Source organism: Caulobacter sp. GW821-FHT11E10, assembly GCF_058808375.1.
Window position 1 is genome coordinate 254,894 of the sequence record NZ_JBXARP010000006.1, and the last position, 25,585, is coordinate 280,478.

23 protein-coding genes are annotated in these 25,585 nt (G+C 68.0%); 12 read left to right on the plus strand and 11 right to left on the minus strand.

Annotated features, from left to right (window positions below):
* Nucleotides 1-117: 117 nt before the first annotated feature.
* Nucleotides 118-2,502 (plus strand): TonB-dependent receptor, encoded by a 2,385-nt coding sequence (locus tag AC1RRV_RS14410; protein WP_492860340.1) that lies wholly within the window; start codon nt 118-120, stop codon nt 2,500-2,502.
* 86 nt (nt 2,503-2,588) lie between these two features.
* Here AC1RRV_RS14410 and AC1RRV_RS14415 read toward each other — a convergent pair whose 3' ends face one another.
* Nucleotides 2,589-3,371, minus strand: a complete 783-nt coding sequence (locus tag AC1RRV_RS14415; RefSeq protein WP_492860341.1) for a FadR/GntR family transcriptional regulator — start codon at nt 3,369-3,371, stop codon at nt 2,589-2,591.
* 339 nt (nt 3,372-3,710) lie between these two features.
* On the minus strand, nt 3,711-4,439 hold the full coding sequence (locus AC1RRV_RS14420; protein ID WP_492860342.1) for a glutathione S-transferase family protein: 729 nt from the start codon (nt 4,437-4,439) through the stop codon (nt 3,711-3,713).
* 93 nt (nt 4,440-4,532) lie between these two features.
* On the opposite strand from AC1RRV_RS14420, the gene AC1RRV_RS14425 reads away from it, so the two are divergent.
* A complete protein-coding gene (locus tag AC1RRV_RS14425; RefSeq protein ID WP_492860343.1) occupies nt 4,533-5,252 on the plus strand; it encodes a helix-turn-helix transcriptional regulator in 720 nt (239 codons plus the stop codon).
* Nucleotide 5,253: 1 nt separating this feature from the next.
* Here AC1RRV_RS14425 and AC1RRV_RS14430 read toward each other — a convergent pair whose 3' ends face one another.
* From AC1RRV_RS14430 to AC1RRV_RS14440, 3 genes are all read right to left on the minus strand, one after another.
* A complete protein-coding gene (locus AC1RRV_RS14430) occupies nt 5,254-6,246 on the minus strand; it encodes an alpha/beta hydrolase (protein ID WP_492860344.1) in 993 nt (330 codons plus the stop codon).
* Between the two features lie 73 nt (nt 6,247-6,319).
* Nucleotides 6,320-7,126, minus strand: coding sequence for a TrmH family RNA methyltransferase (locus AC1RRV_RS14435; RefSeq protein ID WP_492860345.1), 807 nt, complete (start codon nt 7,124-7,126; stop codon nt 6,320-6,322).
* Nucleotides 7,127-7,144: 18 nt separating this feature from the next.
* Entirely contained in the window at nt 7,145-8,401 is a 1,257-nt protein-coding gene (locus AC1RRV_RS14440; protein WP_492860346.1) for an MFS transporter, read from the minus strand.
* A 165-nt stretch (nt 8,402-8,566) separates the two neighbouring features.
* Here AC1RRV_RS14440 and AC1RRV_RS14445 point away from each other — a divergent pair, with 165 nt between their 5' ends.
* Nucleotides 8,567-9,619 carry a LacI family DNA-binding transcriptional regulator gene (locus tag AC1RRV_RS14445; protein WP_492860347.1) on the plus strand — a complete coding sequence of 351 codons (1,053 nt, stop codon included), beginning with the start codon at nt 8,567-8,569 and terminating at the stop codon, nt 9,617-9,619.
* A 62-nt stretch (nt 9,620-9,681) separates the two neighbouring features.
* Here the strand turns inward: AC1RRV_RS14445 and AC1RRV_RS14450 are convergent, their stop codons facing one another.
* Nucleotides 9,682-11,241, minus strand: coding sequence for a methyl-accepting chemotaxis protein (locus AC1RRV_RS14450; RefSeq protein ID WP_492860348.1), 1,560 nt, complete (start codon nt 11,239-11,241; stop codon nt 9,682-9,684).
* A gap of 256 nt (nt 11,242-11,497) precedes the next feature.
* Between AC1RRV_RS14450 and AC1RRV_RS14455 the strand changes: the two genes are divergently transcribed.
* Genes AC1RRV_RS14455 through AC1RRV_RS14470 form a run of 4 tightly spaced genes read left to right on the plus strand, consistent with a single transcriptional unit; the run spans nt 11,498 to nt 15,037 of the window.
* Nucleotides 11,498-12,613 carry an MlaE family ABC transporter permease gene (locus AC1RRV_RS14455; protein ID WP_492860349.1) on the plus strand — a complete coding sequence of 372 codons (1,116 nt, stop codon included), beginning with the start codon at nt 11,498-11,500 and terminating at the stop codon, nt 12,611-12,613.
* The gene (locus AC1RRV_RS14460) at nt 12,610-13,455 is read left to right on the plus strand and encodes an ABC transporter ATP-binding protein (RefSeq protein WP_492860350.1); all 846 of its coding nucleotides are present in this window, start codon (nt 12,610-12,612) and stop codon (nt 13,453-13,455) included. Before AC1RRV_RS14455 ends, AC1RRV_RS14460 begins: the two co-directional genes overlap by 4 nt.
* Complete coding sequence (locus tag AC1RRV_RS14465; protein ID WP_492860351.1) at nt 13,455-14,393, plus strand: MlaD family protein; 939 nt, start codon at nt 13,455-13,457, stop codon at nt 14,391-14,393. The genes AC1RRV_RS14460 and AC1RRV_RS14465 overlap by 1 nt, the downstream gene beginning before the upstream one ends.
* The gene (locus tag AC1RRV_RS14470; protein ID WP_492860352.1) at nt 14,390-15,037 is read left to right on the plus strand and encodes an ABC-type transport auxiliary lipoprotein family protein; all 648 of its coding nucleotides are present in this window, start codon (nt 14,390-14,392) and stop codon (nt 15,035-15,037) included. The genes AC1RRV_RS14465 and AC1RRV_RS14470 overlap by 4 nt, the downstream gene beginning before the upstream one ends.
* 9 nt (nt 15,038-15,046) lie before the next feature.
* Here AC1RRV_RS14470 and AC1RRV_RS14475 read toward each other — a convergent pair whose 3' ends face one another.
* Nucleotides 15,047-15,811 carry an NUDIX hydrolase gene (locus tag AC1RRV_RS14475; protein ID WP_492860353.1) on the minus strand — a complete coding sequence of 255 codons (765 nt, stop codon included), beginning with the start codon at nt 15,809-15,811 and terminating at the stop codon, nt 15,047-15,049.
* Nucleotides 15,812-15,892: 81 nt separating this feature from the next.
* The gene (spbR, locus tag AC1RRV_RS14480; RefSeq protein ID WP_492860354.1) at nt 15,893-17,026 is read right to left on the minus strand and encodes a pole-localized protein SpbR; all 1,134 of its coding nucleotides are present in this window, start codon (nt 17,024-17,026) and stop codon (nt 15,893-15,895) included.
* 154 nt (nt 17,027-17,180) lie between these two features.
* Here spbR and AC1RRV_RS14485 point away from each other — a divergent pair, with 154 nt between their 5' ends.
* Nucleotides 17,181-18,971: a hybrid sensor histidine kinase/response regulator gene (locus tag AC1RRV_RS14485; RefSeq protein ID WP_492860355.1), complete on the plus strand. Its 1,791-nt coding sequence runs from the start codon at nt 17,181-17,183 to the stop codon at nt 18,969-18,971.
* A 94-nt stretch (nt 18,972-19,065) separates the two neighbouring features.
* Complete coding sequence (locus tag AC1RRV_RS14490) at nt 19,066-20,256, plus strand: CaiB/BaiF CoA transferase family protein (protein ID WP_492860356.1); 1,191 nt, start codon at nt 19,066-19,068, stop codon at nt 20,254-20,256.
* Here AC1RRV_RS14490 and AC1RRV_RS14495 read toward each other — a convergent pair.
* The gene (locus AC1RRV_RS14495) at nt 20,243-21,121 is read right to left on the minus strand and encodes a transglycosylase SLT domain-containing protein (protein WP_492860357.1); all 879 of its coding nucleotides are present in this window, start codon (nt 21,119-21,121) and stop codon (nt 20,243-20,245) included. The two genes, AC1RRV_RS14490 and AC1RRV_RS14495, sit on opposite strands and share 14 nt — an antisense overlap.
* Nucleotides 21,122-21,314: 193 nt before the next feature.
* Here AC1RRV_RS14495 and AC1RRV_RS14500 point away from each other — a divergent pair, with 193 nt between their 5' ends.
* Nucleotides 21,315-22,031, plus strand: coding sequence for an energy transducer TonB family protein (locus AC1RRV_RS14500; RefSeq protein ID WP_492860358.1), 717 nt, complete (start codon nt 21,315-21,317; stop codon nt 22,029-22,031).
* A 71-nt stretch (nt 22,032-22,102) separates the two neighbouring features.
* Here AC1RRV_RS14500 and AC1RRV_RS14505 read toward each other — a convergent pair whose 3' ends face one another.
* On the minus strand, nt 22,103-23,266 hold the full coding sequence (locus tag AC1RRV_RS14505; RefSeq protein WP_492860359.1) for an acyl-CoA dehydrogenase family protein: 1,164 nt from the start codon (nt 23,264-23,266) through the stop codon (nt 22,103-22,105).
* Between the two features lie 32 nt (nt 23,267-23,298).
* Nucleotides 23,299-24,312: an NAD(P)/FAD-dependent oxidoreductase gene (locus tag AC1RRV_RS14510; protein WP_492860360.1), complete on the minus strand. Its 1,014-nt coding sequence runs from the start codon at nt 24,310-24,312 to the stop codon at nt 23,299-23,301.
* Nucleotides 24,313-24,489: 177 nt separating this feature from the next.
* Here AC1RRV_RS14510 and AC1RRV_RS14515 point away from each other — a divergent pair, with 177 nt between their 5' ends.
* Nucleotides 24,490-24,897 (plus strand): helix-turn-helix domain-containing protein, encoded by a 408-nt coding sequence (locus AC1RRV_RS14515; RefSeq protein WP_492860361.1) that lies wholly within the window; start codon nt 24,490-24,492, stop codon nt 24,895-24,897.
* 329 nt (nt 24,898-25,226) lie between these two features.
* Nucleotides 25,227-25,505 carry an HU family DNA-binding protein gene (locus tag AC1RRV_RS14520; RefSeq protein WP_492860362.1) on the plus strand — a complete coding sequence of 93 codons (279 nt, stop codon included), beginning with the start codon at nt 25,227-25,229 and terminating at the stop codon, nt 25,503-25,505.
* Nucleotides 25,506-25,585 lie beyond the last annotated feature (80 nt).

Here is a 25,585-nt window from a genome sequence, read left to right on the forward strand (position 1 = left end):
CCATTATAGCGAAGATAACAGCGCTACTTGACAAGTGGCCTGACCAGGCGCCATCAGTTGGGCATACCAATTAGGCGTCGGCAACGAACCGGCGCTAGCGCAGGAAACGTAAGGACCATGACCAACATTCGATTCTGGCTGCTCGCCCCCTCGGCGGCGGCGGTGCTGGCGGCCGCCCCGAGTGCGGTGCTGGCTCAGACCTCCAGCGACAGCGCTCAGCTCGAGGAAATCATCGTCACCTCGACCAAGCGCGCCGAGCGTCTGCAGGACGTGCCCGTCTCGGTGACCGCCGTCACCGCCGACGTCCTGGAACGCAACAACGTCCGCGAGCTGGGCGACCTGGTGAAGCTGTCGCCGGGCCTGGTCATCAACTACGGCAGCCAGCCGGGCAATTTCAGCATCAACATGCGCGGCATCGGCACCTTCTCGAACGGCATCGCCGTCGAGTCGGACGTCGCGGTGGTCATCGACGACGTGCCGGTCGGCTTCCAGGCCGCCGCCTTCAAGGACCTGATCGACGTCGAACGGGTGGAAGTCCTGCGTGGACCGCAGAGCACCCTGTTCGGCAAGAGCGCCATCGCCGGCGTGCTCAACATCGCCACGGCCGCCCCAACCAAGACGTTCTCCGGTAAGGCCATGCTGCTGGCCACGGACGACGCCGAGAAGCGGATCGGCTTCACCGTCTCGGGCCCGATCAACGACGACCTTCTGGTGCGCCTGACGGTCGCCAAGAGCGACTACGACGGCAACGTCAAGAACCTGACCACGGGCAAGAACGTCAACGGCAGCTCGGGCTTCACCGCCACCGCCAAGTTCGTCTGGACCCCGACCGAGAACCTGACCCTCAGCGTCGCCCCGCGCTACAACCACAATGTCTCGACCTGCTGCACCAGCCCGATCAGCGAACTGACGCCAGGCCTGCTCTACCAGGGCGAACCGGCCTTCCCGGCCACCCTGACGCTACGCGGCGTCACGATCGACAAGAACAATCACTTCATCCGCGCCGACGACCGGATCGGCGGCGGCAATTCGGACGTGTTCGGCACGACGGCACGCCTCGACTACGACTTCGGCGACGGCTCGTTCCTGCAGGGCCATACCTTCTCGTCGATCACCTCGCACGACCGCTGGAAGATGGTGGACTTCCAGGACATCGACGGCACCGACCAGCCCTTCCTGCTCGGCTTTCCGGTCGCCAATCCGTCGGGGATCAACAGCGGCGCGCATATCAACGGCTACTTCCACGCCGACTCGTGGACCCACGAGTTCCGCCTGACCTCCCCGGGCGGTTCGCGGCTCCGCTATGTGGCGGGTCTTTGGTACGCCAAGAACGACCTCGACCGGTTCCTGGATCGCGGCCCGGTGCTGCAGCTGGCCCGCTATCTGGCGCAAAGCACCAACGAGAACTATTCGGCCTACGCCAACGGCACCCTGGACCTGACCGAGAAGCTCAGCGTCACCGGCGGCGCGCGGATCAACCGGCAGAAGATCAGCTACAGGTTCGACAAGACCGTCTTCGCCAGCACCACCCCGGGCGCGGCGACCAGCCACCTGCTGTTCGGCAAGTCCGACCAGGACGACGCCCTCACCGGCAAGATCGGCGTGCAGTACAAGGTCACGCCGGACATCATGACGTTCGCGACCTATTCGACGGGCTACAAGGGCCAGGCCTACGACCTGGTCAGCACCTTCGACGCGCGGATCGCCGCCCAGATGCCGGTGCCGCCCGAGACGGCCAAGAACTATGAGCTGGGCTTCAAGAGCAGCCTGTTCGACCGCCGCGTCTATTTCAACGCCACCGCCTTCCGCGCCGACTATCGCGGCTTCCAGACCTCGGTGACCTCGTTCCTGCCCGACGGCACCTTCCTGACCTTCCTGAACAGTGTCGGCCATCTGCGCACGCAGGGGATCGAGCTGGACGGCGTGGCGCGCCTGACCTCGAACCTCCGCATCAACGGCGCCTTCGCCTATACCGACGCCACGGTGATCGACTTCCCCAATGGTCCGTGTTTCAGCGGCCAGGTCACGACCACCAGCACGGACCCTAACTTCGTCGGCGCACCGGGCGAGTGCTACACGACCCCGCGCACCAACGGCCGCGTGCAGAACCTGCACGGCAAGCGCCTGAACAACGTGCCCAAGTTCAAGTTCAATATCGGCGGCCAATATGACATCGCGCTGCCGGGCATGCCGTTCAAGGGCTTCGTCGGTGCGACCTATCGCTGGCAGGACGACATCAATTTCGGCCTCAGCCAGGACCCGCGCCAGGTGCAGAAGGCCTACGGGATCGTCGACCTGAAGCTGGGGATCAACGCCCTTAGCGATCGCTACAAGGTCTCGGTCTTCGCCAACAACCTGTTCGACAAGCGCTACGCTCAGGGCCTGGGTAACGGCACGTCCGGCTACAGCAACCCGGCCATTCCGACGGCGCTGGGACGGACCTGGTTCCCGGGCCGCGACGCCTTCCGCTACTTCGGCGCCCGCCTGGACGTGAACTTCTAGGCCTCGCCCTCCCCATCATTCGGTCCCCTCCTGCTGGCCGGGTCCCTTCGGGGATCCGGCCTCTTTTTTGGGGAGGAGACGGGGGACTACTTCGCCGCGCTGGCCGCGCGGAGGGCGATTTCCTCGCGCTTGGCCGCCAAGCTCTCGCGGGTGCGTTCGATCGCTTCCAGTTCGGCGGTCAGCAGCAGGTTCTCGATCAGTCCGCCCAGGTGAGCCTGCATGGCGCCCCGCGCGGCCTTGGGATCGCGTGTCCGCAACGCCTCGATGATCTCCTGGTGCTCGTCCTTCAGCGGACGCTTGCGAACGTGCCGGGCCTTTTCCAGCATCTGCATGCACAGCCGCGAACGATAGCGCAGGTCCCAGGTGCCTTCGACAATGCGCACCACCGCGTTGTTGCGCGTCGCCTGGGCGATGGAGATGTGGAACTGGCGGTCGGCCAGCTCGCTCTGCTCCTTGGTGGACTCCTCGCTATTCATCTCGGCGACCAGCGCCTCGAGATAGGCCAGCTCGTCGTCGGTGATCAGGGTCGCGGCCAGGGCCGCGGCCTCGCCCTCGAACAGGCGGCGCGCCTCGGCCTGCTCGAAGGCCCCGATGTCGAGGTCCTTGGCCGGCGGCGGCGGTTGATCGAGCTTCACATAGACGCCGGAACCCTGGCGCGCTTCCAGCAGACCGCGCATTTCCAGAGCGATGACGGCGCGCCGCACGGTCGGACGGCTGACGCCGAATTCGTCGGCTAGATCCCGCTCCGACGGCAGGCGCTGACCCGGCTGATACGTCCCGTCGGCGATCGTGCCGCTGATGGACGCCGCCACCTGCTGATAGAGCCGGGTGGAGTCCGTGGACGGGGTGTCCTGCGAGAGGGTCGACATCTTACGGGGCCACAGACAGGCGCGAGGATCGGCGCGTCCCAAGGACTAGCGCGCGTCCCGCCCCGTCACAAGGCGCCGCGAACAAGTGGCCTTACCAAGGTGCGGTGCGGCCGGAGGGTAAGGACTCCGGCCGCCATCGTCGTCCGCCCCGGGAGGAGGTTGGCGCAAGGTACGCAGCGCCTGTGGTCGACGAGCAAACGATTTAACGGAGCACAAGCTCCATTCCGTCGCGCTCAAGCACACTAACGAAATTGGCCAGCCATGCAACGAAAAATGGCCTGACCAATCCACTCAAATCGCGACCACTTGTACGACCAATTTGACAGCGCTATCGCCACCCTAGGCCGCTTGGCGAAGCCCCCAGGGATGGGCCGGATAGAACTGGGCCATCATCCGGCCGACATAGTCGACCAGCCGCGGATAGCTCTCCGCTTCGCGGCGGAGCGCCGAGTCGAAGAAGGGCGTCATGATCGCGGCCAGCATGGCGAAGGCCGTGGCGTCGACGCCGACCGGATGGCTGTCGCGCATCAGGTAGGCCTTGTCCTCCAGCAGTTCGTCCAGCGACCGCAGCGACAGGCTGCCCAGCCAGGCCACCTCCTCGCGCAGGTGCCGACCGACCCCGACAGCCCGGACATTGGTCGCCACCGCGTCAAGCAGGCCGTTGCGCAGCTCGTCGCGAAGATGCTCGGGCGCCTGGTCGAACCAGCGCCCCGGCCCCTTGGCGAAGTTGGCCGAATCCAGGAACCGGAAGTAGCTCGACACCCAGCCCAGCTGGTTCTCGATCATGCGCTCGATCGCCCAGGCCTGGGCCCGCTCCTTGCCGGTCAGGCCGATATCGAGGTCGACATTGTACTTCTGCTCGATGTGAGCGCGGATGAAGGTGGAGTCGCCGATCGCCTGGGCGGCGTCCTCGATCCACGGCAACTGCCCCTTGGGCGCGGTCTCGCGGCTGCCCTTGGTCTTCCTGAACCGCAGGCCGGCCATCATGAGCTGGACTTCGGTCTTGGTCACATAGGGGCTGATCTCGGGTAGCCCGAACCCGGCCCCGGCGGCGAATAGCGTGATCATCATCCCTCTCCATCCCGAATGTCGTGGTGACGACTTGCTACCGCCAGGCTACTGCCAGCATGCTGTCAGCATCGATCCTGGATAGTGAAGCCCATGAGACGCGCCGAACGCCTTTTCCAGATCATCCAGATCCTGCGCCGCAGCCGCGCGCCGGTGACCGCCGACGCCATCGCCGCCGAGCTCGAGACCTCGAAACGCAGCGTCTATCGCGACATCGCCGCCCTGGTCGGCCAGCGGGCGCCTATCCGCGGCGAGGCCGGGGTGGGCTATGTGCTGGAGGCCGGCTTCGACATGCCGCCCCTGATGCTGACCCCTGACGAGATCGAGGCGGCGGTTCTGGGCGCGCAGTGGGTGGCCGGACGGGGCGATCCGGTCCTGGCCAAGGCCGCGAGCGACCTGATCAGCAAGATCGCCTCGGCCGTGCCGGATCGCCTGCGCCCGTATGTGCTGGAACCCGCGACCGGCGCCGCGCCGGCCTGGAGGCCGCAGACCGACCGCATCGACGTCGCCCAGGTCCGCGCCTGGATTCACGCCGGCCGCAAGATCCGCCTGAACTACAGCGACGAGGCGGGAGCGGTCAGCGAGCGCGTGATCTGGCCGGTCACCGTCGGCTACCGCGAGACCATCCGCATGATCATCGCCTGGTGCGAGCTGCGCACGGCCTTCCGCACCTTCCGCACCGACCGCGTGGTCGGCGCCGAGTTCCTGGAAGAGCGCCACGGCAAGCGCCCGGCGGTTCTGCGCGGCGAGTGGATCAAGTTCCGCGACGCCGAGATCGCCGCCTGGAAGGCCAAGGAAAAGGCCGCGTGCTGACCTAGAGCCCGTGGCGCTTGGCGAAGGCTTCGAACAGGCCCGGCCAGGCCGCCACCGGCTTGTCGACCGTGAAGCGCAGGCCAAAGCCGTGGCCGCCTTCCTCGAAGACATGCATCTCGGTCGGCACGGCCTTGGCCTTCAGGGCGGCGAACATGGCCAGGGTGTTGGCGACCGGCACCGTCTTGTCGTCGACGGCGTGCAGCAGGAACACCGGCGAGAGCCCTTCCCTCACCTGCGTCTCGGGCGAAAGCTCCAGGACGCGTTCCGGCCCGTCGGCCTCTTTCAGCAACTGCTTGCGCGAGCCGCCGTGGGCGAAGGCCGGGTCCAGGCTGACGACCGGATAGATGAGGGCGGACAAATTCGGCTTGGCCGGGAGCTGGTCGGCGGCGTCGATCGGCGCATAGGTCGGGGCGTCGAAACGGACAGTCAGGTTGGCCCCCAGGTGACCACCGGCCGAGAAGCCCATGATCGCCACGCGGTCCGGCGAGAATCCCATCGCCTTAGCCTTGGAGCGGATCACGCGGACGCCGCGCTGGGCGTCCTGTAGCGGCGCATCGCCACCGGCCGCCCAGCCGTCGCCGGGCATGCGGTAGAACAGGACGAAGCAGGTGTAGCCGCGATCGGCCAGCCACCGGCCCATCTCGTAGCCTTCCTTGTCGACCACCACGCGCTCGTAGCCACCGCCCGGCATCAGCATCACCGCCGCGCCGTTCGGCTTCTTCGGACGGAAGACCACCAGCGTCGGCGTGCGGGTGTGGACCTGGGCCCGATCGCGCGGACCGTCTGGCGTGGTGCGATCGACGATCTTCTCTTCAGCCGTGACGCCCTCCCCGCCCGGCGCGCCGTCCGGCCAGAGGGTGATGATCTCGGTGGGATCCGGCAGCGACTTGGGGGCTTTGGGCGCCTTGTCCACGGCGGCCTCGGCCTTGCGCGCGGTCAGCGAACCCAGGACACCGGTGACGAAGACGGCCAGGGCGCCGCGACGGTTCAGCATGGGTTCGAGCCTTCTAACGGGTTGTTCTCCGCGGGACCCTAAGGCCGGTTCGGGCGATTTGGAAACCGGTTTCCTAACCGGGAGAGAACCGAAGATGGTGCAGCACGATCCCGCTGGTCGTGGCGACATTCAACGAGTCGAAACCGCCGGCCATCGGGATGCCGATCGTCCGCGCTTGCGCCATCACCTCCGGCGTCAGGCCCGGCCCTTCGGCGCCCAGCAGCACCGCCGTGCGCGGCGCGGGCTTTAGATGCGCCAGGATTTCGGTCGCCGAGGGGCTGAGAGCCAGGCCCTCGAAGCCGGTCGCCGCCAGAAGTTCAGCGATGTCCTCGCCCCGCGCCAGCCGCGCCGTGGGAACCGAGAGCGCCGCGCCGACCGAGACCCGGATGGCCTTGCGGTACAGCGGATCACAGCAGTCGGCGTCGAGGACCACCGCATCGGCCCCGAACGCGGCGGCGTTGCGATAGATGCCGCCGATGTTGTCGTGATTGGCGATGCCGCATAGCACGAGCACGACGGCGCGCGCCGGCAGGCTGGCCAGCAGGTCCCGCGCGGCGACCGGCTCGGGCTTCCGGCCCACGGCCAGCACGCCGCGATGCAGGTGGAAGCCGGCGATCGCGTCGACCACGGCCTGCTCGGCCAAGTGAACAGGCGTATCCTTCGGCAGCCCGGCGAAGACCTCCTCCAGCTTGTCCCGGCGTTTGGGATCGATCAGCAGCGAGACCACCCGCTCGGGCGCGTCGCGTACGAAGGCCCGCAACACCGTCTCGCCCTCGGCGATGAACAGGCCCTCGCGCCCCACCAGGTCGCGCTCCTTGATCGCCCGGAACGGGGCGACGGCGGGATCGTCGGGATCGGTGACGATGTGGAACTGAGGCACGACAAATCTCGGAGAGGCTTAGCGCACCCCTCGTATCGGCAGGATCGCCAGACCGCCAGCCAAGGCCAGGCCCGCGGCCATCAGGAAGAACACATGGAAGTTCTCGTGGCTCGGTCCCAGGCTCCAGACCGCCAGCGCCGGGGCCAGGGCCTGAGGCAGGGTATTGGCCAGGTTGATCACGCCCAGGTCCTTGCCCGCGTCGCGCTGCGAGGGCAGCACCTGGGTCACCAGCGCGATATCGACGGCGCAGAAGCACCCGGCCCCACAGCCGAACACGACATAGGCCGCCACCAGCACCGGCCAGCTGGGCGACAGCGAGAACACCACCATGGACGCGGCGATCACCGTCGCCGCTCCGAAGGCGAACAGCTTCCGACGCTGCAGTCGGTCTGACAGCATACCGCCCAGCATGGCCAGGGCGACGTTGGAGATGGTCGAGACCGTCGTCAGGATCGCCAGCCCCTCCTCGGCGCGGCGGCCGGGGAACAGCTTAGGATAGTCCATCACGTCCTGGAGGAAGTAGAGCATGTAGCACTGCACCAGGCTCAGGGCGACCAGCACCATGAACCGGCCGGCCCAGGCGAAGGCGAAGTCCGGATGCTTGCGAGGACTGACCCAGAGCCCCGCGATGAACTCCCGCAGCTTGAACGGCGGCACGTCCGCCTTGGACAGCGGCGGATCGCGCAGCTTGATGACGAACGGCGCCAGGCCCAGCAGCAGCGCCGCCGAGATGGTCGCATAGCGCTGCCACTCGACCACCAGGAACCCGCCGATCAGCACCGCCCCGGCGGCCGTGCCGATGGGGTTTCCCAGGCTCTGGAAGGCGGCGACCATGCCCTTCTGATTATCGGGCACCCGGTCGGGCATCACCGCCACCAGCGCCGAGAAGCAGAGATTGAAGGTCAGTTGGAAAAGGATCACCCCGCCGATCAGCGCCAGCGGAGTCTTGGCGTGCATGATGGCGAGATAGGCCAGAGACGCGCCGATGGCGCCGACCACCATCCAGGGACGCCGGCGGCCGAAGCGCGAGGTGGTTCGGTCGCTGATCGCCCCGGCCAGCAGATTGGCGATGCTGGCGACGAGCGCGCCCCAGAAGGCGACCTGGCTCAGGACCACGGCCTTGGAGGCAGGGTCGATGGCCGCCGCCTTCAAGGGCAGCAGGACCTGCAGCAGCGGCTGAAACGAAACGAAGGCCCCGATCTGGGCCAGGGTATAGGCGGCGATGAAGCTCGCGCGCACCGGCTCCTTGGGCCGCGCCCCATCATCAGGCCGCATCTCACCTCCCCTTACGCGGTCTGCGCCGCGTTCGAAGGCACAGTGGCCGGGCCTTCCTTGCGACACAAGGGGCCCAGTATGGTGAAGCAGGGAGTTTCCCTCGGACGCCGACAGGCTCTAGGTTGTGCGAATGGGCGTGAGTCTGAAAATAGTCGGGGCGGTTTGATGGCTTCGGTGACGATCTACGACGTCGCCGCGAAGGCGGGCGTCTCGATCAAGACCGTTTCGCGGGTGATGAACAAGGAGCCGAACGTTCGGCCCGCCATGCGCGACCGCGTCTTGGAGGCGGCGGGCGAGCTCGGCTACAGCCCGAACCTGTCGGCACGCAGCCTGGCCGGTTCGCGCTCGTTCGTCATCGCGGTCTTCGTCGACGCCGCCCTGACCATCGACCACTGGCAGAGCGAGCGCGGCGCCGATTACCTCAGCCGCATCCAGCTGGGCGCGACGCTGGAGTGTCGCGAGGCCGGCTATCATCTGCTGATCGAGCTGGTGGACCACGAAGGCCCGCAGGTCCGGCAGGACGTCGCCGCCTTCCTCGCCGCCTTGAAGCCGGACGGCGTGATCCTCACGCCACCGTCCTCGGACAACGAAGTGGTGCTGGAACTGCTCGACAAGGCCGGCACCCCCTATGTCCGCGTCGGCCCCGAACGCGCCGACGGCCTGGGCCCCCGCGTGCACATGGACGACGTCGCGGCCGCCCGCGAGATGACCGATCACCTGGCCAATCTGGGTCACAAGCGCATCGGCTTCATCGTCGGCGAACCGCGCTACGGCGCCAGCCAGGCCCGACGCGAAGGCTATCTGCAGGCCATGAAGGCTCGCGGCCTGCCCGTCGCCGACGGCTTGGTGGGCCAGGGCGACTTCACGTTCCACTCCGGTCTGGAGCAGGCCAAGGCCCTGCTGGCCCTGCCCGACCGTCCGACGGCCATCTTCGCCAGCAATGACGACATGGCGCTGGGCTGCATCGCCGCGATCGCGGAAGCCGGCCTGATGATCCCTGGCGACATCTCGGTGGCCGGCTTCGATGACAGCCCCAGCTCGCGCTTCAGCCGACCGCAGCTGACGACGGTGCGTCAGCCGGTGGCGGAAATGTCCTCGGTGGCGGCCAAGCTGCTGATCGCCCGGGCCAAGAGCAACGAGGCGCCCGAGAAGCTGGTGGACGAGTTGCTGCCGTTCGAACTGATCCACCGCGCCTCGACGGCCCCGCCGCCGCGCTAGGCGCGTGACAGTCGAAAGTGGACGCCGGTTTCGGCGGCCATCACGCGCAGAGGTGAGACCGGCTAGCGCCCCGGGCGAGCGAAGGCGGCCACGCGGGCTCGGGCGGCGTGCACCGGGTTTTCGGCCGGACGTTCCTGATAGGTCGACTGGAAGGTCTGGGTCTGCGGACGCGAGCCCAGGCGGAACGCGCCGACGCGGTTCGACAGGTCCGCGGCCTCGACGCGCAGGGCGTGGGTGGCCTCGGTCGATTGCGAGACCATGGCGGCGTTGCGCTGGGTCACTTGATCGAGCTGGTTCACGGCCGAATTGACCTGGCCCAGGGCCGTCGCCTGCTCGCTGGCCGAGGCGGCGATTGCGTTCACTAGGCTATCGATGCCGCCGACTTTCTCGTGGATGCCGCGCAGGGCTTCCCCCGTCTGGCCAACCAGATCCACGCCTTCCTTGACCTGGCGGCTGCTCTCGGTGATCAGCGACTTGATCTCGCTCGCCGCCTGAGACGAACGCTGAGCCAGGGCCCGGACTTCCTGCGCGACGACGGCAAAGCCCTTGCCGGAGTCCCCGGCCCGGGCGGCCTCGACCCCGGCGTTCAGAGCCAGCAGATTGGTCTGGAAGGCGATCTCGTCGATCATGCCCAGGATCTGGTTCACCTGCTGCGACTGGGCCTCGATCTTGGTCATGGCCTCGGCGGCGCGGGTGACGATCTGGCCCGAGCGCTCGGCCTCGGCCGAAGCTTCACCGACGCGCGAGGAGACCTCGCGGGCGCTCTGGGCGGTCTTGCCGACGGCGCTGGTCAGTTCCTCGACGGCCGCGGCCGTCTCCTCCAGCGTGGCCGCCTGCTGCTCGGTGCGCTGCGAGAGATCCACGGCGCTGCGCGCGATCTCGTCCGCCCCGGCGCGGATGCCGCCAGCCGAGTGCTCGACCGCGCGCATGGCCTCGGCCAGGGCGCCGGCGGCTTGTTCGAAATCGGCCTTCAGGCCTTGGAACTCAGGCGCCAGGTCGCCCTCGACGCGGGTGGCGAGATCGCCGGCGGCCAGGCGCGACAGGGCCTCGCCGATGGCCTTCACGGCCTGGGCCTGGCGCTGCTCAGCCGCTTCGCGCTCGGCCTCGAGCGCATCGCGCTCTTCCTGCAGCAGGTCGAGATAGCAGGAGATGGCCAGTTCCATGTCCAGGAACACGGCCTTGGTCAGGGCCGAAAGACCGTCGGCCAGCTCGGCGTCGGACTTGGCGGCGTTGCTGAACAGACCCTTGGCGCGCTTGGCGACCACGGCCCGGATCAGGTCTTCGGCCACCAGGGCGTAGCCGCCGATGTACCACTGGGGTTCCAGGTCGGCGTCAGCATAGGCGCGGCTGATCCGTTCGACGTCCCGGACATAGGTGTCGCCGTAGTCAGCCTGAGCGATCTGGCGCCATTGGGCCGCCTGGGCGCGCTCGGCGCCGGCCAGCTGGGCCTCGTCGAACTTGCCGCGCGTCTCGGGAAACAGGCGAACCTGACCATAGAACTTGCCCAGAGCGGCCGAGATTTCGGCGTCGATCACCGGCTTGATCGCGCGCAGAGCCGAGCGGGAGCGCTCGTCGAAGCGCATGAAGGCCATCCGCTTGTCCAGCTTCGCTTGCGCGGTCATGCCTTCGGAACTCCGACTCGATGGTAAGGATTGGTTGACCATGTTCGTGACTGGAATCTGTTAACCAAGATTGAAGCTCAAGACGATGCGCCCCGTGGACGCACCGGTCTCGAGGACGACCCGGAACGGCCGAGTTTTCGGACCGCCCGGCCACGCTCGCGCCTTGAATAGAAACAAGCTGCGCCTTGGCGCGTTTAGGACTTGTCAGGTCCACGGCCGGGCTTGGATATAACCGGGTAAGAACCCCAAGGACTTCATGGCGCTTCCGGCGGACTTCACCTTGACCGATCAGGACGGCCGGACCACGGCGGTCCTGTCGGGTGATTGGACCGCCCGAGGTCTGTTCGACGCTGGCCTGCGTCTGGACAAGGCGTTAGCCGCGGCCAGCGCCCTGACCCTCGATCTCACCGGCGTCAATCGCTGCGACACGGCCGGCGCCTACGCCATCATCCGCGCGGGCGGCGAGCGCCTCCAGCAGGAGCATGTCGAGGCGCGCCGCGAGGTCCTGCGCCTGCTGGAGCTGGTCCGCGCCGCCATCCAGGTCGAGCCCGAGCCCATGGTGCGTCCGGGCGGCTTCCAGGCGCTGCTGGAGCGGATCGGGCGCGGCGTCTTCGGCCTGTTCTCCGACGCCTACAACACCATGGTGTTCCTGGGACACCTGCTGGTGGCCCTCGGACGCAGCATCATCGATCCGCGCCGTATCCGCTGGGCGCCCATCGTCGCCCAGTGCGAGCGCGCGGGGCTGGACGCCATGCCGATCGTGGCGACGACCACCTTCTTCATCGGCGCGGTGGTGGCCCTGCTGGGCGCCAACATGCTCACCGACTTCGGGGCGCAAGTGTATTCGGTCGAGCTGATCGGCATCTCCGTCATGCGCGAGTTCAACATCCTCATCACCGCCATCCTGCTGGCCGGCCGCTCGGCGTCCAGCTTCGCGGCCGAGATCGGCTCGATGAAGATGAACCAGGAAATCGACGCCATGCAGGTCATGGGCGTCGATCCGTACGAGGCCCTGGTGTTGCCGAGGTTCGCCGCGCTGCTCGTCACGATCCCCCTGCTGACCTTCGTGGCCACCATCGCGGGCCTGGCCGGCGGCATACTGGTCGTCTGGGCCGTGCTGGACCTGTCACCGACCTTCTTCCTGCAGCGGATCATCGACTATGTCGGCGCGACGCACTTCTGGATCGGCCTCTCAAAGGCGCCCGTGATGGCCGCCGTGGTGGCCGCAATCGGCTGCCGGCAAGGCATGGAGGTCGGCAACGACGTCGAATCCCTGGGGCGGCGCGTGACGGCGGCGGTGGTCCACGCCATCTTCGCCATCATCCTGATCGATGCGATCTTCGCCCTGATCTACATGGAGCTGGACATATGACCGGCCCCGCCCCCGCAGCCGCTCCTACAGCCGCCATCGACACCGCCGAGGCCGAGAAGCATCCGATCGACGTCCGGGGACTGGTGTCCTGCTTCGGCGACAACGTCATCCATGACGGCCTGGACCTGAAGGTCGAGCGCGGTGAAGTCCTGGGTGTCGTGGGCGGTTCGGGCACCGGCAAGTCGGTGCTGCTCAACACCATCATCGGCCTGAAGGCGCCCGACGGCGGCACGGTGCGGCTGTTCGGCGGCGACATGCGCACGGCCTCGCGCCGCCGCTGGTCGTCCGTCGAGCGACGCTGGGGCGTGCTGTTCCAGCAGGGCGCGCTGTTTTCGAACCTCACCGTTCGCGAGAACGTCTCCGCCCCGCTCTACGAGCACACCCGCCTGCCTCGGCGCGAGGTCGAGGAACTGGCCGAGCTCAAGATCGCGATGGTCGGCCTGCCCGCCCGCGCCGCGACCTTGAAGCCCGCCGAGCTGTCGGGTGGCATGCGCAAACGCGCCGGCCTGGCCCGCGCCCTGGCCATGGACCCCGAGCTGCTGTTCCTGGACGAGCCCACGGCGGGCCTCGACCCGATCGCCGCCGAGGCCTTCGACGCCCTGATCAAGGATCTGTCGGACAGCCTGGACCTGACCGTGTTCATGATCACCCACGACCTGGACAGCCTCTACGCCGTCACCGACCGAGTCGCCGTTCTGGCCGACAAGAAGGTGGTGGCCGTGGCGCCCGTGCGCGAACTCGAGCGTTCGGATCACCCCTGGATCAAACAGTACTTCCTGGGCCCCCGGGGACGCGCCGCCGCGACCCCCGAGGATCCGGCCGAGGCGAGGACCGACTTCTGATGGAAAGAAACGCCAACTACGCCCTGGTCGGAGCCATATCCCTGGCGCTGTTCATGGGCCTGGTCATCTTCGTCGTCTGGCTGGCCAAGCTCAGCTTCAGCCGCGACTACGACCTCTACGACATCCTGTTCGTGGGTCCGGTCCGCGGCCTGTCCGAGGGCGGCGAGGTCCACTTCAACGGCATCAAGGTCGGCGAGGTCGCCCGCATCGAGCTGGACAAGAGCGACCCCAACCGGGTGATCGCCCGCGCCCGGGTCACCTCGGACGTGCCGATCAAGATCGACAGCTACGCGACGCTGGAGCCGCAGGGCATCACCGGCGTCAACTACGTCCAGATCACCGCTGGCTCACCGAACAAGGAGCTGCTGAAGGACACCGTCAAGAACGGCAAGGTGCCGGTGCTGCGCAGCCAGCGCAGCGCCCTTTCCGACCTGCTGGAAGGCGGCGGCACGGTGCTGACCCGGACGATCGAGGCCCTGGACCGCGTCAATCGCGTGCTGTCCGACAAGAACATCAAGACCTTCAGCGCCTCGCTCAGCGACGTCCAGGCGGTCACCGCCGAGCTGCGCGAGCGCAAGGAGATCATCGCCGACGCCCAGAAGGCGCTGCAGAGCATCGACGCGACCGCCCAGTCGATCACCGAACTCACCAAGAGCGCCAACGGCCTGGTCGAGGGCGACGCCAAGCGCACCATGAAGGAACTGGGCGACGCCGCCGCCGAGCTCAAGGCCGCCGCCAAGGACGCGCGCGGCATGGTCTCGAAGCTGGAAGGCCCGACCAGCGATTTCGCCACCACCGGCCTGCCGCAACTGTCGGCGGCGATCGTCACCCTGCAGTCGGCCGCGGAATCCCTCGACCGTCTGGTCGCCGACGTCGAACAAAACCCCCGTGGCGTGGTCGGCAAGCCGCCCGCCAAGGAAGTGGAGGTCAAGCCGTGAGCCCGATCCGCAACACCGCCCGGACAGCCTGCCGCGTCCTGGCGGTAACCGCCCTGGCGCTCAGCCTGTCGGGCTGCATCAGCGTCTTTCCGAAGTCCAAGCCCTCCACGCTCTATCGCTTCGGCGAGGCCAACATCAGCGCGCAAAAGGGGCCGCCCGGCGCGATGTTCGGCGTGCTCAAGGCGCCGTCCGCCTTCACCCGCGCGGCCGCCGGCGACCGCATCCTGACCAGCGCCAACGGCGAGGTCGCCTATGTCGCCGACGCGCGCTGGGTCTCGCCGGCCTTCGTGCTGTTCGAGGAGGCGGTCGCCCGCGCCTTCCAGAACGATCCGGGTCGCGCGCGTCTGATCGGCCGCGGCGAGGTGGCCAAGGTCGATCTGGTCCTGCGCCTGGAGGTGCGAACCTTCGAGACCGACTATGTGGACGGCCCCAAGGCCGCGCCGGAAGTCGTGGTCCGGGTTCGCGGCGTGCTGAACCGCAACCAGGACCGCGCCCTGGTCGGCGACCAGGTGTTCGAGGCCCGCGTGAAGGCCGCCGACAACCGCGTTTCGGCCATCGTTCCCGCCTACGACCAGGCCGTGGCCAAGGTGCTCGGTGACGTCGTGGGGTGGGTCAACGCCGCCGGTCCGGGCATCAAGAGCTAGGGCGAAGGCTCAAAGCGCCGACATGGGCTCCGTCACCGGGCCGTAGCCGGCGTTTTCCTGAATCCGCAGGACTTGACCGTCGATCCAGGGCTCGACGGTGACCAGTTCGCGCGCCGAGGCTCGCGCCACCGCGTCGGCGGGACTGGCGCTCTCGGCCAGCAGCTGCAGGTTCATTCGCGTGGGAAAGATCACCTTGCGCTCGCCGATCGCCGCCAGTTCCAGCGCCTGACCGGGCCCGATCCATTCGGCGTCGACCGCTTCGTGGCCATCACAGATGGCCTGCTGGGCCAGGGGCGCGTGGGCGACGTAGAACCAGGTGTCGAACCGTTTGGGCATCAGCTTGGGCGTGATCCAGCGGGCGAAGACGGTCAGGGCCGAGAGGTCCAGCTTCAAGCCCAGGTCCTCGACCACGTCGATGAAGGCCACCTTGTCCTCGGCCACCGCCTCGCGGACGTCCTTGGCGGCCTCACCGGCGTAGAAGGCGCCGTTCTTGTCGCGGGCCAGCAGCACACCGGCTTCTTCATAGGCTTCGCGGATGGCGGCGATGCGCAGGGCCACGCCGTCCTGACCGGCGACGTCGAAGCCGATGGCCAGCTCGCTCCAGCGCGGATCACTGTCGCCCTGGTGGCTCTTGCCGCCGGGAAAGACCAGGGCCCCGCCCGCGAAGTCGATCTGGTGATGCCGCTTGACCATCAACACCTCGAACGAAGGCGCGTCTCGAAGCAGCAGTATGGTGGCGGCGGGACGGATCGCGCCCGGCGATGAGTCAGACATGGAGGCAAGTCTGGCGCCGGCGCGCGGCCTTGCCCAGACTTCTTTCGAACATCCGTTCGGCTGGACGCCCGGCGGCCTCGGCTAGGCCGATTGCGCCCGGCGCTTGTTCGCGCTGCGGTCCATCCGCTCCAGCAGGTACTCGCTGTCCTCGCGCGAGGCGATGTGCGACGAGGTCAGGAAGCGCTGGATCATGTGCTCCTGGAAGCGCTGGCGATCATGCGCGCCGCCATCGAATTCCAGGCCGTGATAGGCGTCAACGCCCGCGCGGAAGGCCGAGTAGAGGCGCGAGGGCAGGCCCGCGCGCTCGCAGATCGCCTTCAGACCCAGCTGGCCCGCGTCGTGGATCATCAGCCAGGTACGGTGATGCGGCACGCCGGCCAGTTCGGCGACGGCCCACTCGAAGAAGGTCATGTGGCCATGGGCCAGGGCGCGCAGGACCAGCGACGGCGACAGGCGCCCCATCTTGTTCAGGTGCGCGACGAACCCCTTGGGATCGGTCGAACGCCCGGCTTGGTCCACCAGGTCGATCGTCGCCCGTTCCTTGGCGCCGATGATCAGCTCCAGGGCCCGTTCGGCCGACAGAGCATGGTTGGTCAGGATGTGGTCGCGCAGCTGTTCGCCGACCATGTCGATCAGGCGCTCGCTGATCGCCAGCGGCAGGGCGGTACGATAGGCGACGGCCTGCAGCACCTGCTCGGACTTGGCGAACCGGTCCAGGGCCTTCTGCAGGGTCACTTCCGAGAAGCGGGCGTTGTCGTTGGCGCAAGCCGTGGCGACCACGTCCTCGCCGCCCTGCTCGACCAGCATCGAGGTGATGCGGCTGGAGAGCTTCGGACGCTTGGCCACCGCCATCTGGCGCACCGGACCGCCCACGCGGACGATCTCGGCCAGGTCGGTGTCGGTGAAGACCGGCGAGAAGCTGATGATCGGCAGGCTGACGCTCTCGACGTCGCGCGCCAGGCGGTTGGCGACGTCGGCCGGCAGAGCCGTGGAATTCTTGAGCGTGACGGCCAGGGCCCGTCGGACCAGCTCGGCGGCGTCGGCGGCCATGACGCGCAGGATGTCGTGCGCGACCTGTCGCTCCTCGTCGGTGAGGACGGTGCGGTCGATGTTCCGACACAGCTTGTGGGCCGCGAGAGCGCGCTCGTCAGGCGTCGCGCCCTTCACGAGCATGCGGATGTCGGAGTCGGTCAGTGCAGCGCGTGTGGTGGCCATGGGTCGCCTGCCGGGGTCTATGCGTGGAGTCGCATCCTCCACGGTTAGGCTTAATGATTGTTTGCGCCAGAAGCCTGTGGATTAACGATACCCCGTAACCTAGTGCAAACCACGCTCGATTACGGTGCCCGCTCAACCGAGAGGAGCGCCACCCTTGCTCGCCGAGCGCCGCCCTAAAGATAATCCGATGGACGGCGCCCACGTGTCCAAGGCGCTGGACGCCCAGGCAGCGCTTCTGCCTTACGCGCTTGGGGTTTTCGCGGTCACCTTGCCGCTGTTCGTCTGGGTCGGATCGTTCGCCGCCAACCGCGTGTGGATGACCGCCAGCTTCGCCGTGTTCGCGATCAACTTGGGCGCCTTCTACGCCGCCGTGAACTGGTTGCGCGACGAAGGGTCGCAAGATCTTAACCGTAGGGCCCGGGTTCACATCCTTTGCGGCGTGCTCTGGGCGCTGGCCGTGGCCCAGATCGCCGCCTTCGCCGAAGGCGCGGGACCGGCGCGCGACACCCTGTTGCTGATGGCCACCGGCGGAGCGGTGCTGTGCGCCTTCTTCTCCGCGCCCTACCTGCCCGCGCTGCTGATCGTCGCGCCGATCGCCGCCGCCGGCCCGCTGATCGCCCAGTTCTCGCATCCGGACAGCCGCCAGGCCGGCGAACTGACTTGGGGCGCGACCGCCCTGGCCCTGACCCTGGCCATGATCCTCAACCGCATGTTCCGTCGCCAGCACGACCTGACCGTCGCGCACGAGCGCCTGGTGGACGAACGCCTGCGTGTGCTGGAAGCGGCCGAACGCACGGCGCGCTCGAAGTCCGATATCGTCGCCACGCTCAGCCATGAAATCCGCAACGGCCTGACCGGCGTCACCCACGTGCTGGCCGCCGCCGCCGGCCGGGGCGGTCGCGCCGCGCCGTCGCGCGAGCAGCTGAACGCCGCCCTCGACGCCGCCCAGGACCTGATCTCGGTCCTGAACGCCACCCTCGATTCCGAGACCGCCGAAGCCGGCCGCCTGAACGTCGACACCCATCCGTTCGATCCGGTGCGCCTGATTCAGGACCTCGTCGTACTGGAGAAGCCGCACGCGGCGACCAAGGGCCTCGAACTGGCCGTCCACGTCGATCCGCTGCTGCGCGGTCGCGACAAGGGCGCGACGGTCGCCGACGCCCTGCGGACCCGCCAGATCATCGCCAACCTGCTGGGCAACGCGGTCAAGTACACGGTCCGCGGCCGCATCGAGATCCGCGTCGAGCTGCGCGGCGACCATGTCGCCGTCGAGGTTGCCGACACCGGTCCTGGCCTGTCGGCCGAGGAAATGGAGCAGGCCTTCGAGCCCTTCCGCCGCATCGAGCGCACCGGCGCCGGCGTCAACGGAGCGGGCCTTGGCCTGTCGCTGTCGCGTCAGCTGGCCCGCCTGATGGGCGGCGCGCTGGAGGCCCGAAGCGCCGTGGGCGTCGGCAGCTGCTTCACCCTGACCCTCCCGTTCGATCACGCCGTTGAGTGCGAAATCGAGGAGGAGCTGGAAACCTTCACCACCGAGACCCCCGGCGCGCCACGCACCCTGCGCGTGCTGATCGCCGAGGACGACGCCCTGAACGCGGCCATGCTGCGCGCCGTCCTGGAGCAGTTGGGCCACCAGGTGGTCCACGCCCAGAACGGTCGCCGCGCCGCCGACCTCGCCAAGATCGCCGAGTTCGACCTGCTGATGTTCGACCACCGCATGCCGCTGATGGACGGACCGGCCGCCGCCGCCTTGCTGCGCGGCGCCGACGGCCCCAACCGTCACACGCCGATCGTCGCGATCATCGACGGCGACGCAGAGGAGGCGTCGGAATTCCTCGAAGCCGGCGCGGACATCATCCTGCGCAAACCGGTCAGCGTGGCCGGCGTGGCCCGCGCTCTGGCCGACGCCGCCGCCCTGGTCCGCACCGACACGGCCAAGGCCGCCTAGAGCCTGACCAGCAACTCGATACCGTAGGGTAAGCCTTCCCCCGACGGCCGCCCTCCCCCATGCTCCCGCCAACGAGAAAAGGTGGGAGGGTGCGATGCTCGAGGGACTGCGCGTCATCGAACTGGCGACCTACATCGCCGCCCCCGGCGCGGCCGGGATCATGGCCGATTGGGGCGCCGAGGTGATCAAGGTCGAGTCGCCCGAGGGCGATCCGATGCGGCGCTTCTTCGACACCATCGGCTCCGACCAGGACGCCAACCCGATCTTCGAGCTCGACAACCGGGGCAAGAAGGCGGTGGTGCTGGACATCCGCTCGGACCTGGGCCGCGAGGCGCTGATGGCGCTGGCGGCGACCGCCGACGTCTTCCTGACCAATGTCCGCCCGGCCGCCCTGGCCCGCGCCGGCCTCGACCACGAGACGCTCAGGGCGGTCAATCCGCGCCTGATCTATTGCAGCCTGACCGGCTATGGCCTGACCGGGCCGGACGCCGACAAGCCCGGCATGGACGTGGCGGCTTTCTGGTCGCGGGCCGGGGTCGGGTCGATCACCGCGCCCAAGGGGTCCGAGCCCTTCCCGATCCGCACCGGCATGGGCGACCATGTCACCTCGCTGGCCACGGTCTCGGCGATCCTGGCCGCCGTCTATGAGCGCGAACGCACGGGCGTCGGTCGCCTGGTCGAGACCTCGCTGCTGCGCGCGGGCGTCTATGCGATCGGTTCGGACATGGCCATCCAGCTGCGCTTCGGGAAGCTGGCCTCCACACGCGGCCGACGCGAGGCGATTCAGCCGCTGGCCAACTTCTACAAGACCGCCGACGGCCGTTGGATCTGCCTACTGCCGCGCCAGGGTTCGGTCGACTGGCCGCGCATCGCCGCCGCCGCCGGCAAGCCCGAACTGGTCGACGACCCGCGCTTTTTGTCCGCCAAGGCCCGCCGCGAGCACGGCCAGGCCCTGGTCGACATCCTGGACGAGGCCTTCGGCGCCATGGCCTATGCGGACGCCGCCGAGGCGCTGGACGCCGGCGACATCACCTGGGCGCCCTATCAGACGCCGCGCGAACTGGCCGTCGACGCCCAGGCGGAGGCGGCCGGCTGCTTCGTCGACACGCCGGACGGCGCGGGCGGCACGTTCAAGGCGCCGGCCGCTCCCGCCCGGTTTCCGGGCGCGCAGGACGGTCCCCGTGGCCCAGCGCCCAAGCTAGGCGCGGATACGGCGGCGGTGTTCAGGGAATTGGGGTGGTCGGACGAGCAGGTAGAAGCGCTGACGGCTGCTAGCGCTGCTTGACCTTGTCGTTGGCGTCGGCCAGCACGCGCAGCATCTCGGCCGAGAACATCGAGCTGGCCAGCCGCTGGCCCGAGCCGACATTGACGCCGCTGCCGCTGGAGCCGCTGAACGGGCTGCCGGCGTCCTGCGAGCCGCGCAGGATCAGGTCGACCATCGCCTCCTGCTGGCGGATGCGCTCAAGGCGACGGCCGCTGGCGTACTGCATGAAGCCCTGGTCGACGTTCTCCGTCTGGCGAACCACGGCCGGTTCGGTGATGCGCGTGGCGCCGCCGGTCTTAGTCAGGTTGGCATAGACCTCGCCCACCGTGGCGGCGCGGCCTTCCCTGTAGAAGATCGACTTGTTGGCCTGGGCGGCCTCCGGGAACATGGCGGCGGCGCTGGCCGTCGGCGAGGCGGTCGCTGCCTGGATCAGGCGGGCCGAGCCCTGTGGGCCCAGGAAGTGCGCGGCGTAGAGCTCGCCGGCCGTGGGCGTGCGTCCGACCCGACCACGCAGGTACGAGGCGTGGTCCGAGGCCAGTTCGCCAGCCATCAATGAGGCCGCGTGCGGGTCCATCTTCAGACCCAGAACCGCCTTGCGGGCCTCGTCGCCCTGGACGCGGTAACGCCCGTCGGAGCCCTGGCTGATCAGGTCGGCATAGCGGGCGTAGCCGTACTTGGCGCCATGCTTCTTGAGCGTGGACAGCCAGGTCTGGTCGACGAACTGGAAGAGGCCCGAGGCCGAGGAGGTCCGAGCCTTGGCGGCGGGGTTGAAGCCGCTCTCGCGCTTAGCCGCGCCCATCAGGAACGTGAAGTCTACCCCCGTCGCGCTGGAAGCGCGCTGGATCGCCGACTCGACGACGCTGCGAATGGAACTGACGGCGGGCATGGCCTTCATGCCTGACGGACTATGGTTAATTCACGATTAACCACGTTCCCCGCGCCCCGCCGGGAGGCGAGATGTCGCACCCAGTCTTACAGTTGTAAGAAAAATCGACAACTAGATTACGATTGTCAATTTACAGGAACGAGCGCCCATGCTGACCTAATCCTACAGATGTAATTCCGCGTAGGAGATCGACATGAACCTGGCTCTCCACCCTCACGGCTCCGGCATCCCCGGCCTGGACGAAACGCCGCGCAAGCCTTCAAAGGTGCTGCTGATCGGCTTGAGTGTCTCGGCCGCCGCGCACATCGCCCTGATCGGCTACCTGTACTTTCAGAAGTACGTCACGCCGATGCCGCCGATGACGCCCGACAAGGGGATCGAGATTGAAACGATTCCGCTGACACCGAAGCCGCCCCCGCCGCCCCCGCCGTCAAAGGATCCGCCGCCGAACCAGATGCGGCTTCACACCCCCGTCCCGACGCCGATTCCCGCGCCGGACCCGTTGCCGATCAAGCCCCTGGACATCTCCGAAGGACCGCCGACGCCCGGACCGATCACCCTTCCGACCGTGCCGGCCACGCCGCCAGCCATCCCGACGCCCCCGCAGCCCAAGGTGATCACCCGCGCCAACTGGCTGCGCACCCCGTCGGCGGACGAGGTCTCACGCTACTATCCGGAAAGCGCCCAGCGGCGCGGCCTGTCCGGCTCGGCGACGCTGAGTTGCACGGTCGCCCTCAACGGAACGGTCCGCGAGTGCGTGGTGGCGGCCGAAACGCCTGTCGACGAGGGTTTCGGCAATGCAGCCCTGAAGATCTCGCGCTTCTTCAAGATGAAGCCACAGATGGAAGATGGCCGTGCCGTCGATGGCGCGACCGTCCGCATCCCGATCCGGTTCAACGCGGGCGCCTAAAGCCCATCCCTCCGGCGTTGAGACGGTGGCCGGGTCGCAGCAGCCTTCCCGCGACCCGGCCATATCCTTGATCAGTAGCTCTTCGGCAGGCCCAGCACGCGCTCGGCGATGAAGTTCAGGATCATCTCGCGGCTAACGGGCGCGATGCGGGCGATCATCGCCTCGCGGAAATAGCGCTCGACGTCATATTCCTTGGCGTAGCCCATGCCGCCATGGGCCAGGACCGCGTTCTCGCAGGCGTGGAAGCCGGCCTCGGCCCCCAGGTACTTGGCGGCGTTGGCCTCGGCCCCGCAGTCCTTGCCCATGTCGTAGAGTGCGGCGGCCTTGAAAGCCAAGAGGTTGGCGGCCTCAAGCTCGGCCCACGACTTGGCCAGCGGATGGGCCACGCCCTGGTTCTTGCCGATCGGCCGGCCGAACACGATCCGCTCGTTGGCGTAGGTCGTGGCCTTGGCCAGAGCGGCGCGGCCCAGGCCGATGGCCTCGACGCCGAACAGGACCCGCTCGGGGTTCAGGCCGTGCAGCAGATAGGCGAAACCCTTGCCCTCTTCACCGACCAGATCCTCGGCCGGGACGAACAGGTCCTCGATGAAGAGCATGTTACACTCGACCGCCTTGCGGCCCATCTTCGGGATCGGCTTGGCCTCGATCTTCTCGCGGTCGGTATAGAAGAGCGACAGGCCCTGGGTCGGCTTGGCGCACTGATCCTTGGGCGTGGTGCGGGCGATGATCAGGATCTTGTTGGCGCGCTGGGCGCCGGTGGTCCAGATCTTCCGGCCATTCAGGCGATAGCCGCCATCGACCTTGTCCGCGCGTGTTTCCAGACTGGAGGTGTCCAGGCCTGAATTGGGCTCGGTCACCGCGAAGCACATCTTGTCCTCGCCCGAGATCAGACGCGGCAGGTGCTGGGCGCGCTGTTCGTCGGTGCCGAACTTCACCAGCGGCATCGGACCGAAGATGTTGAGGTGGATGGCGCTGGCGCCCGAGAAGCCCGCGCCCGACTGGGCCACCGTCTGCATCATCACCGCGGCTTCGGTCAGACCGAGGCCCGCCCCGCCGACGCTCTCCGGCATGGCCACGCCCAGCCAGCCGCCCTGCGCGATGGCGGCGACGAATTCCTCGGGGAAGTTTCCAGTCTCGTCGGTGCGGCGCCAGTACTCGTCGTCGAAGGCGGCGCATAGCTTGGCGACGCCCTCGCGAATGGCTTCCTGTTCCTCGGTCAACCAGAATCCGGACATCCGGCCCTACTCCCCTGCGTGCGCTTGCTTCTTTAGGTCTCGGGCTCCTCGAAGCGGCGCGCATCCATGGCGCTGGCGTCGGGGCCCGGGTTATCACCCGTCAGATACGCCGCGACCATCTCGGCCACAAGCGGCGCCAGCAGCCAGCCGTTGCGCCGCGCGCCCACGGCCAGCAGCACGCCGGAAGCCTGACTCCAGCCGACCAGCGGCAGGCCGTCCGGCGTCGTGACCCGAACGCCGACCTCCACCTCGGCCGCGTCCAGATCGAGGTCGGGACGCAGCGCCCAGGCCGCCGCTCGCAGGTTCTGGGTGGCGGAGGCGTCCGGAAGCAGGTCGTCACGCCCTGCCTCCATGGTGGCGCCGATGGCCAAGGTCTCGCCGGGCGCAAGGTAGACGCCCTCGCCCCGCACGACCGCTTCGTCGCCTTCGCCCGCTCCGATCCGCAGGATCTGCCCCTTGATCGGCGCCAGTACGCGGGTCTCGGGCGCCAGGACGCCGTCCCGTGCGCCTGGACCGGTCGCCAGAACCAGCACGTCGATAGCCAAGTCCCGACCGTCGACCAGCCGCAGGGCGCCGGGCTCGAATGCCGCGACCGCCGCCGTCTCGAACCGCGCGCCGGCCGCCTCGGCCGCGGCCCGGATGGTCGCCAGGGCGGGTCGCGACTCGAGGCGCCAGTCCTCGGCGATCGTCTCGCCCGGCGCGAGCCCCAGCGCTCGAATCTGGTCCTCGACCTGACCCCGCCAGGCGTCCGAGCCCTCGATCCGCACGCCGGCCCGGACGAGCTCAATGCCAAGATCTTCGGCGAAAGCGGGCCACCGGTCGCGGGCGCGGCGCATCAGGGGCAGGTGGTCACGCGACGCGGGGTCGAACAGGGCTTCGCTGACGGGCGCCAGCATGCCGGCGGCCACGCCCGAGGCGTTGGCGCCCAGCGAGGCCGGATCAAAGACGGTGACGGCGAATCCCAGGCGCGCCAGACGCAGCGCGACCGCCGATCCCAAGGCCCCGGCTCCCGCCACGGCGATACGCGCGCCCGATTGAACTGTCATGGCGCGCCACACACCTTCCGGGACCGCGAACGTCAAGTCCGGGATGAGCCAAGGCGCGACAGTTTGGCGCGAACACCCGTTCCGTGTACGCCCGGACGTGACGACGCAGCCAAGCTCGGTCTATATCGTTAACGTATAGAGGATGCCGCCTAGCGGCGTTGGAGGGATTTGACGCGTATGAACGATCGACCCGCAGCCGAACCGGCTCACCCCGTTGATCTCTACGTGGGCGCCCGGCTGAGAATTCGCCGCAAGATGATGGGTCTTAGCCAAACCCAGGTCGCTGACGCCCTGGGCATCACGTTCCAACAGATCCAGAAGTACGAGCGCGGCGCCAACCGCATCAGCGCCAGCAAGCTGTACGACGCGGCCAAGCTGCTGCAGGCGCCTGTGTCCTATTTCTTCGAGGGCCTGAGCGAAACCGACGGCGGCATCGACGACGGCTTCTCCCAGCGCATGACGGAGTTCGTCTCGACGCCGGAGGGCCTGGAACTGGCCAGCCTGTTCCCGCGCCTAGCCGACCGCCGGCTGCGTCGCCGGGTCGTCGATCTGGTCCGCGCCATGGTGGATGACGAAGCGCCCTGACCGCTTCGCAACCGACGAAATCAGAGCCCGCGTCCGCCCCGGCGACGCGGGCTTTTGTTTGCGTGAGACCTCGCTGGCCACCGACAGAACGGCCGACTCGGCAAGGGAATCACCCCGACGCGAGTCGACCGAGAATCGGCTTTGGAGACGGTCGCCACGGCTTTTGAGCCAAGCTTGACCATTGGCTGACCGGCGATTTCGCGAAAAACCCTGGCCCACGGGCGTTTTGTCCCCGTGAATCGGCATTTTAACCTTCCCTAGCGGGTGACAAATGCGATCGGCCTCGTCAGGCTCGAACTTCCCTGATTCACAGGAATGAGCTTGAGAAGATGAACGTTTCCGATCTGGTCGACGCCGCTGTTGCCGCCGACGATAAGCTGACCAAGACCCAAGCCAAGGCCATCATCGACGGCGTCTTCAAGGCGATCTCGGATGCCGCCGTGAAGGGCGAAGAAGTCTCGGTCCCGGGCTTTGGCAAGTTCAAGGTCCAGGCCAAGCCGGCCCGCACTGGTCGTAACCCGGCCACGGGCGCGACCATCGAAATCGCCGCCAGCAAGAAGGTCGCCTTCACGCCGGCCAAGCAACTGAAGGACGCCGTCAACGGCTAAGCCTTCGAGGGCGCGGCAGTCGAAAGCGGATACCGGTTTCGGCGTCCGTCGCGTTCCATGCTTGAGGCGAATTATTCCCT

Bases quoted from the DNA above. Each gene is read 5' to 3' on its own strand.
- AC1RRV_RS14410 (WP_492860340.1), top strand. From the start codon at position 118: ATGACCAACATTCGATTCTGGCTGCTCGCCCCCTCGGCGGCGGCGGTG.
- AC1RRV_RS14520 (WP_492860362.1), top strand. From the start codon at position 25,227: ATGAACGTTTCCGATCTGGTCGACGCCGCTGTTGCCGCCGACGATAAG.
- spbR (WP_492860354.1), bottom strand. From the start codon at position 17,026: ATGGCCACCACACGCGCTGCACTGACCGACTCCGACATCCGCATGCTC.
- AC1RRV_RS14465 (WP_492860351.1), top strand. From the start codon at position 13,455: ATGGAAAGAAACGCCAACTACGCCCTGGTCGGAGCCATATCCCTGGCG.
- AC1RRV_RS14425 (WP_492860343.1), top strand. From the start codon at position 4,533: ATGAGACGCGCCGAACGCCTTTTCCAGATCATCCAGATCCTGCGCCGC.
- AC1RRV_RS14450 (WP_492860348.1), bottom strand. From the start codon at position 11,241: ATGACCGCGCAAGCGAAGCTGGACAAGCGGATGGCCTTCATGCGCTTC.
- AC1RRV_RS14500 (WP_492860358.1), top strand. From the start codon at position 21,315: ATGAACCTGGCTCTCCACCCTCACGGCTCCGGCATCCCCGGCCTGGAC.
- AC1RRV_RS14430 (WP_492860344.1), bottom strand. From the start codon at position 6,246: ATGCTGAACCGTCGCGGCGCCCTGGCCGTCTTCGTCACCGGTGTCCTG.
- AC1RRV_RS14490 (WP_492860356.1), top strand. From the start codon at position 19,066: ATGCTCGAGGGACTGCGCGTCATCGAACTGGCGACCTACATCGCCGCC.
- AC1RRV_RS14475 (WP_492860353.1), bottom strand. From the start codon at position 15,811: ATGTCTGACTCATCGCCGGGCGCGATCCGTCCCGCCGCCACCATACTG.
- AC1RRV_RS14445 (WP_492860347.1), top strand. From the start codon at position 8,567: ATGGCTTCGGTGACGATCTACGACGTCGCCGCGAAGGCGGGCGTCTCG.
- AC1RRV_RS14515 (WP_492860361.1), top strand. From the start codon at position 24,490: ATGAACGATCGACCCGCAGCCGAACCGGCTCACCCCGTTGATCTCTAC.
- AC1RRV_RS14440 (WP_492860346.1), bottom strand. From the start codon at position 8,401: ATGCGGCCTGATGATGGGGCGCGGCCCAAGGAGCCGGTGCGCGCGAGC.
- AC1RRV_RS14495 (WP_492860357.1), bottom strand. From the start codon at position 21,121: ATGCCCGCCGTCAGTTCCATTCGCAGCGTCGTCGAGTCGGCGATCCAG.
- AC1RRV_RS14505 (WP_492860359.1), bottom strand. From the start codon at position 23,266: ATGTCCGGATTCTGGTTGACCGAGGAACAGGAAGCCATTCGCGAGGGC.
- AC1RRV_RS14510 (WP_492860360.1), bottom strand. From the start codon at position 24,312: ATGACAGTTCAATCGGGCGCGCGTATCGCCGTGGCGGGAGCCGGGGCC.
- AC1RRV_RS14460 (WP_492860350.1), top strand. From the start codon at position 12,610: ATGACCGGCCCCGCCCCCGCAGCCGCTCCTACAGCCGCCATCGACACC.
- AC1RRV_RS14420 (WP_492860342.1), bottom strand. From the start codon at position 4,439: ATGATCACGCTATTCGCCGCCGGGGCCGGGTTCGGGCTACCCGAGATC.
- AC1RRV_RS14415 (WP_492860341.1), bottom strand. From the start codon at position 3,371: ATGTCGACCCTCTCGCAGGACACCCCGTCCACGGACTCCACCCGGCTC.
- AC1RRV_RS14455 (WP_492860349.1), top strand. From the start codon at position 11,498: ATGGCGCTTCCGGCGGACTTCACCTTGACCGATCAGGACGGCCGGACC.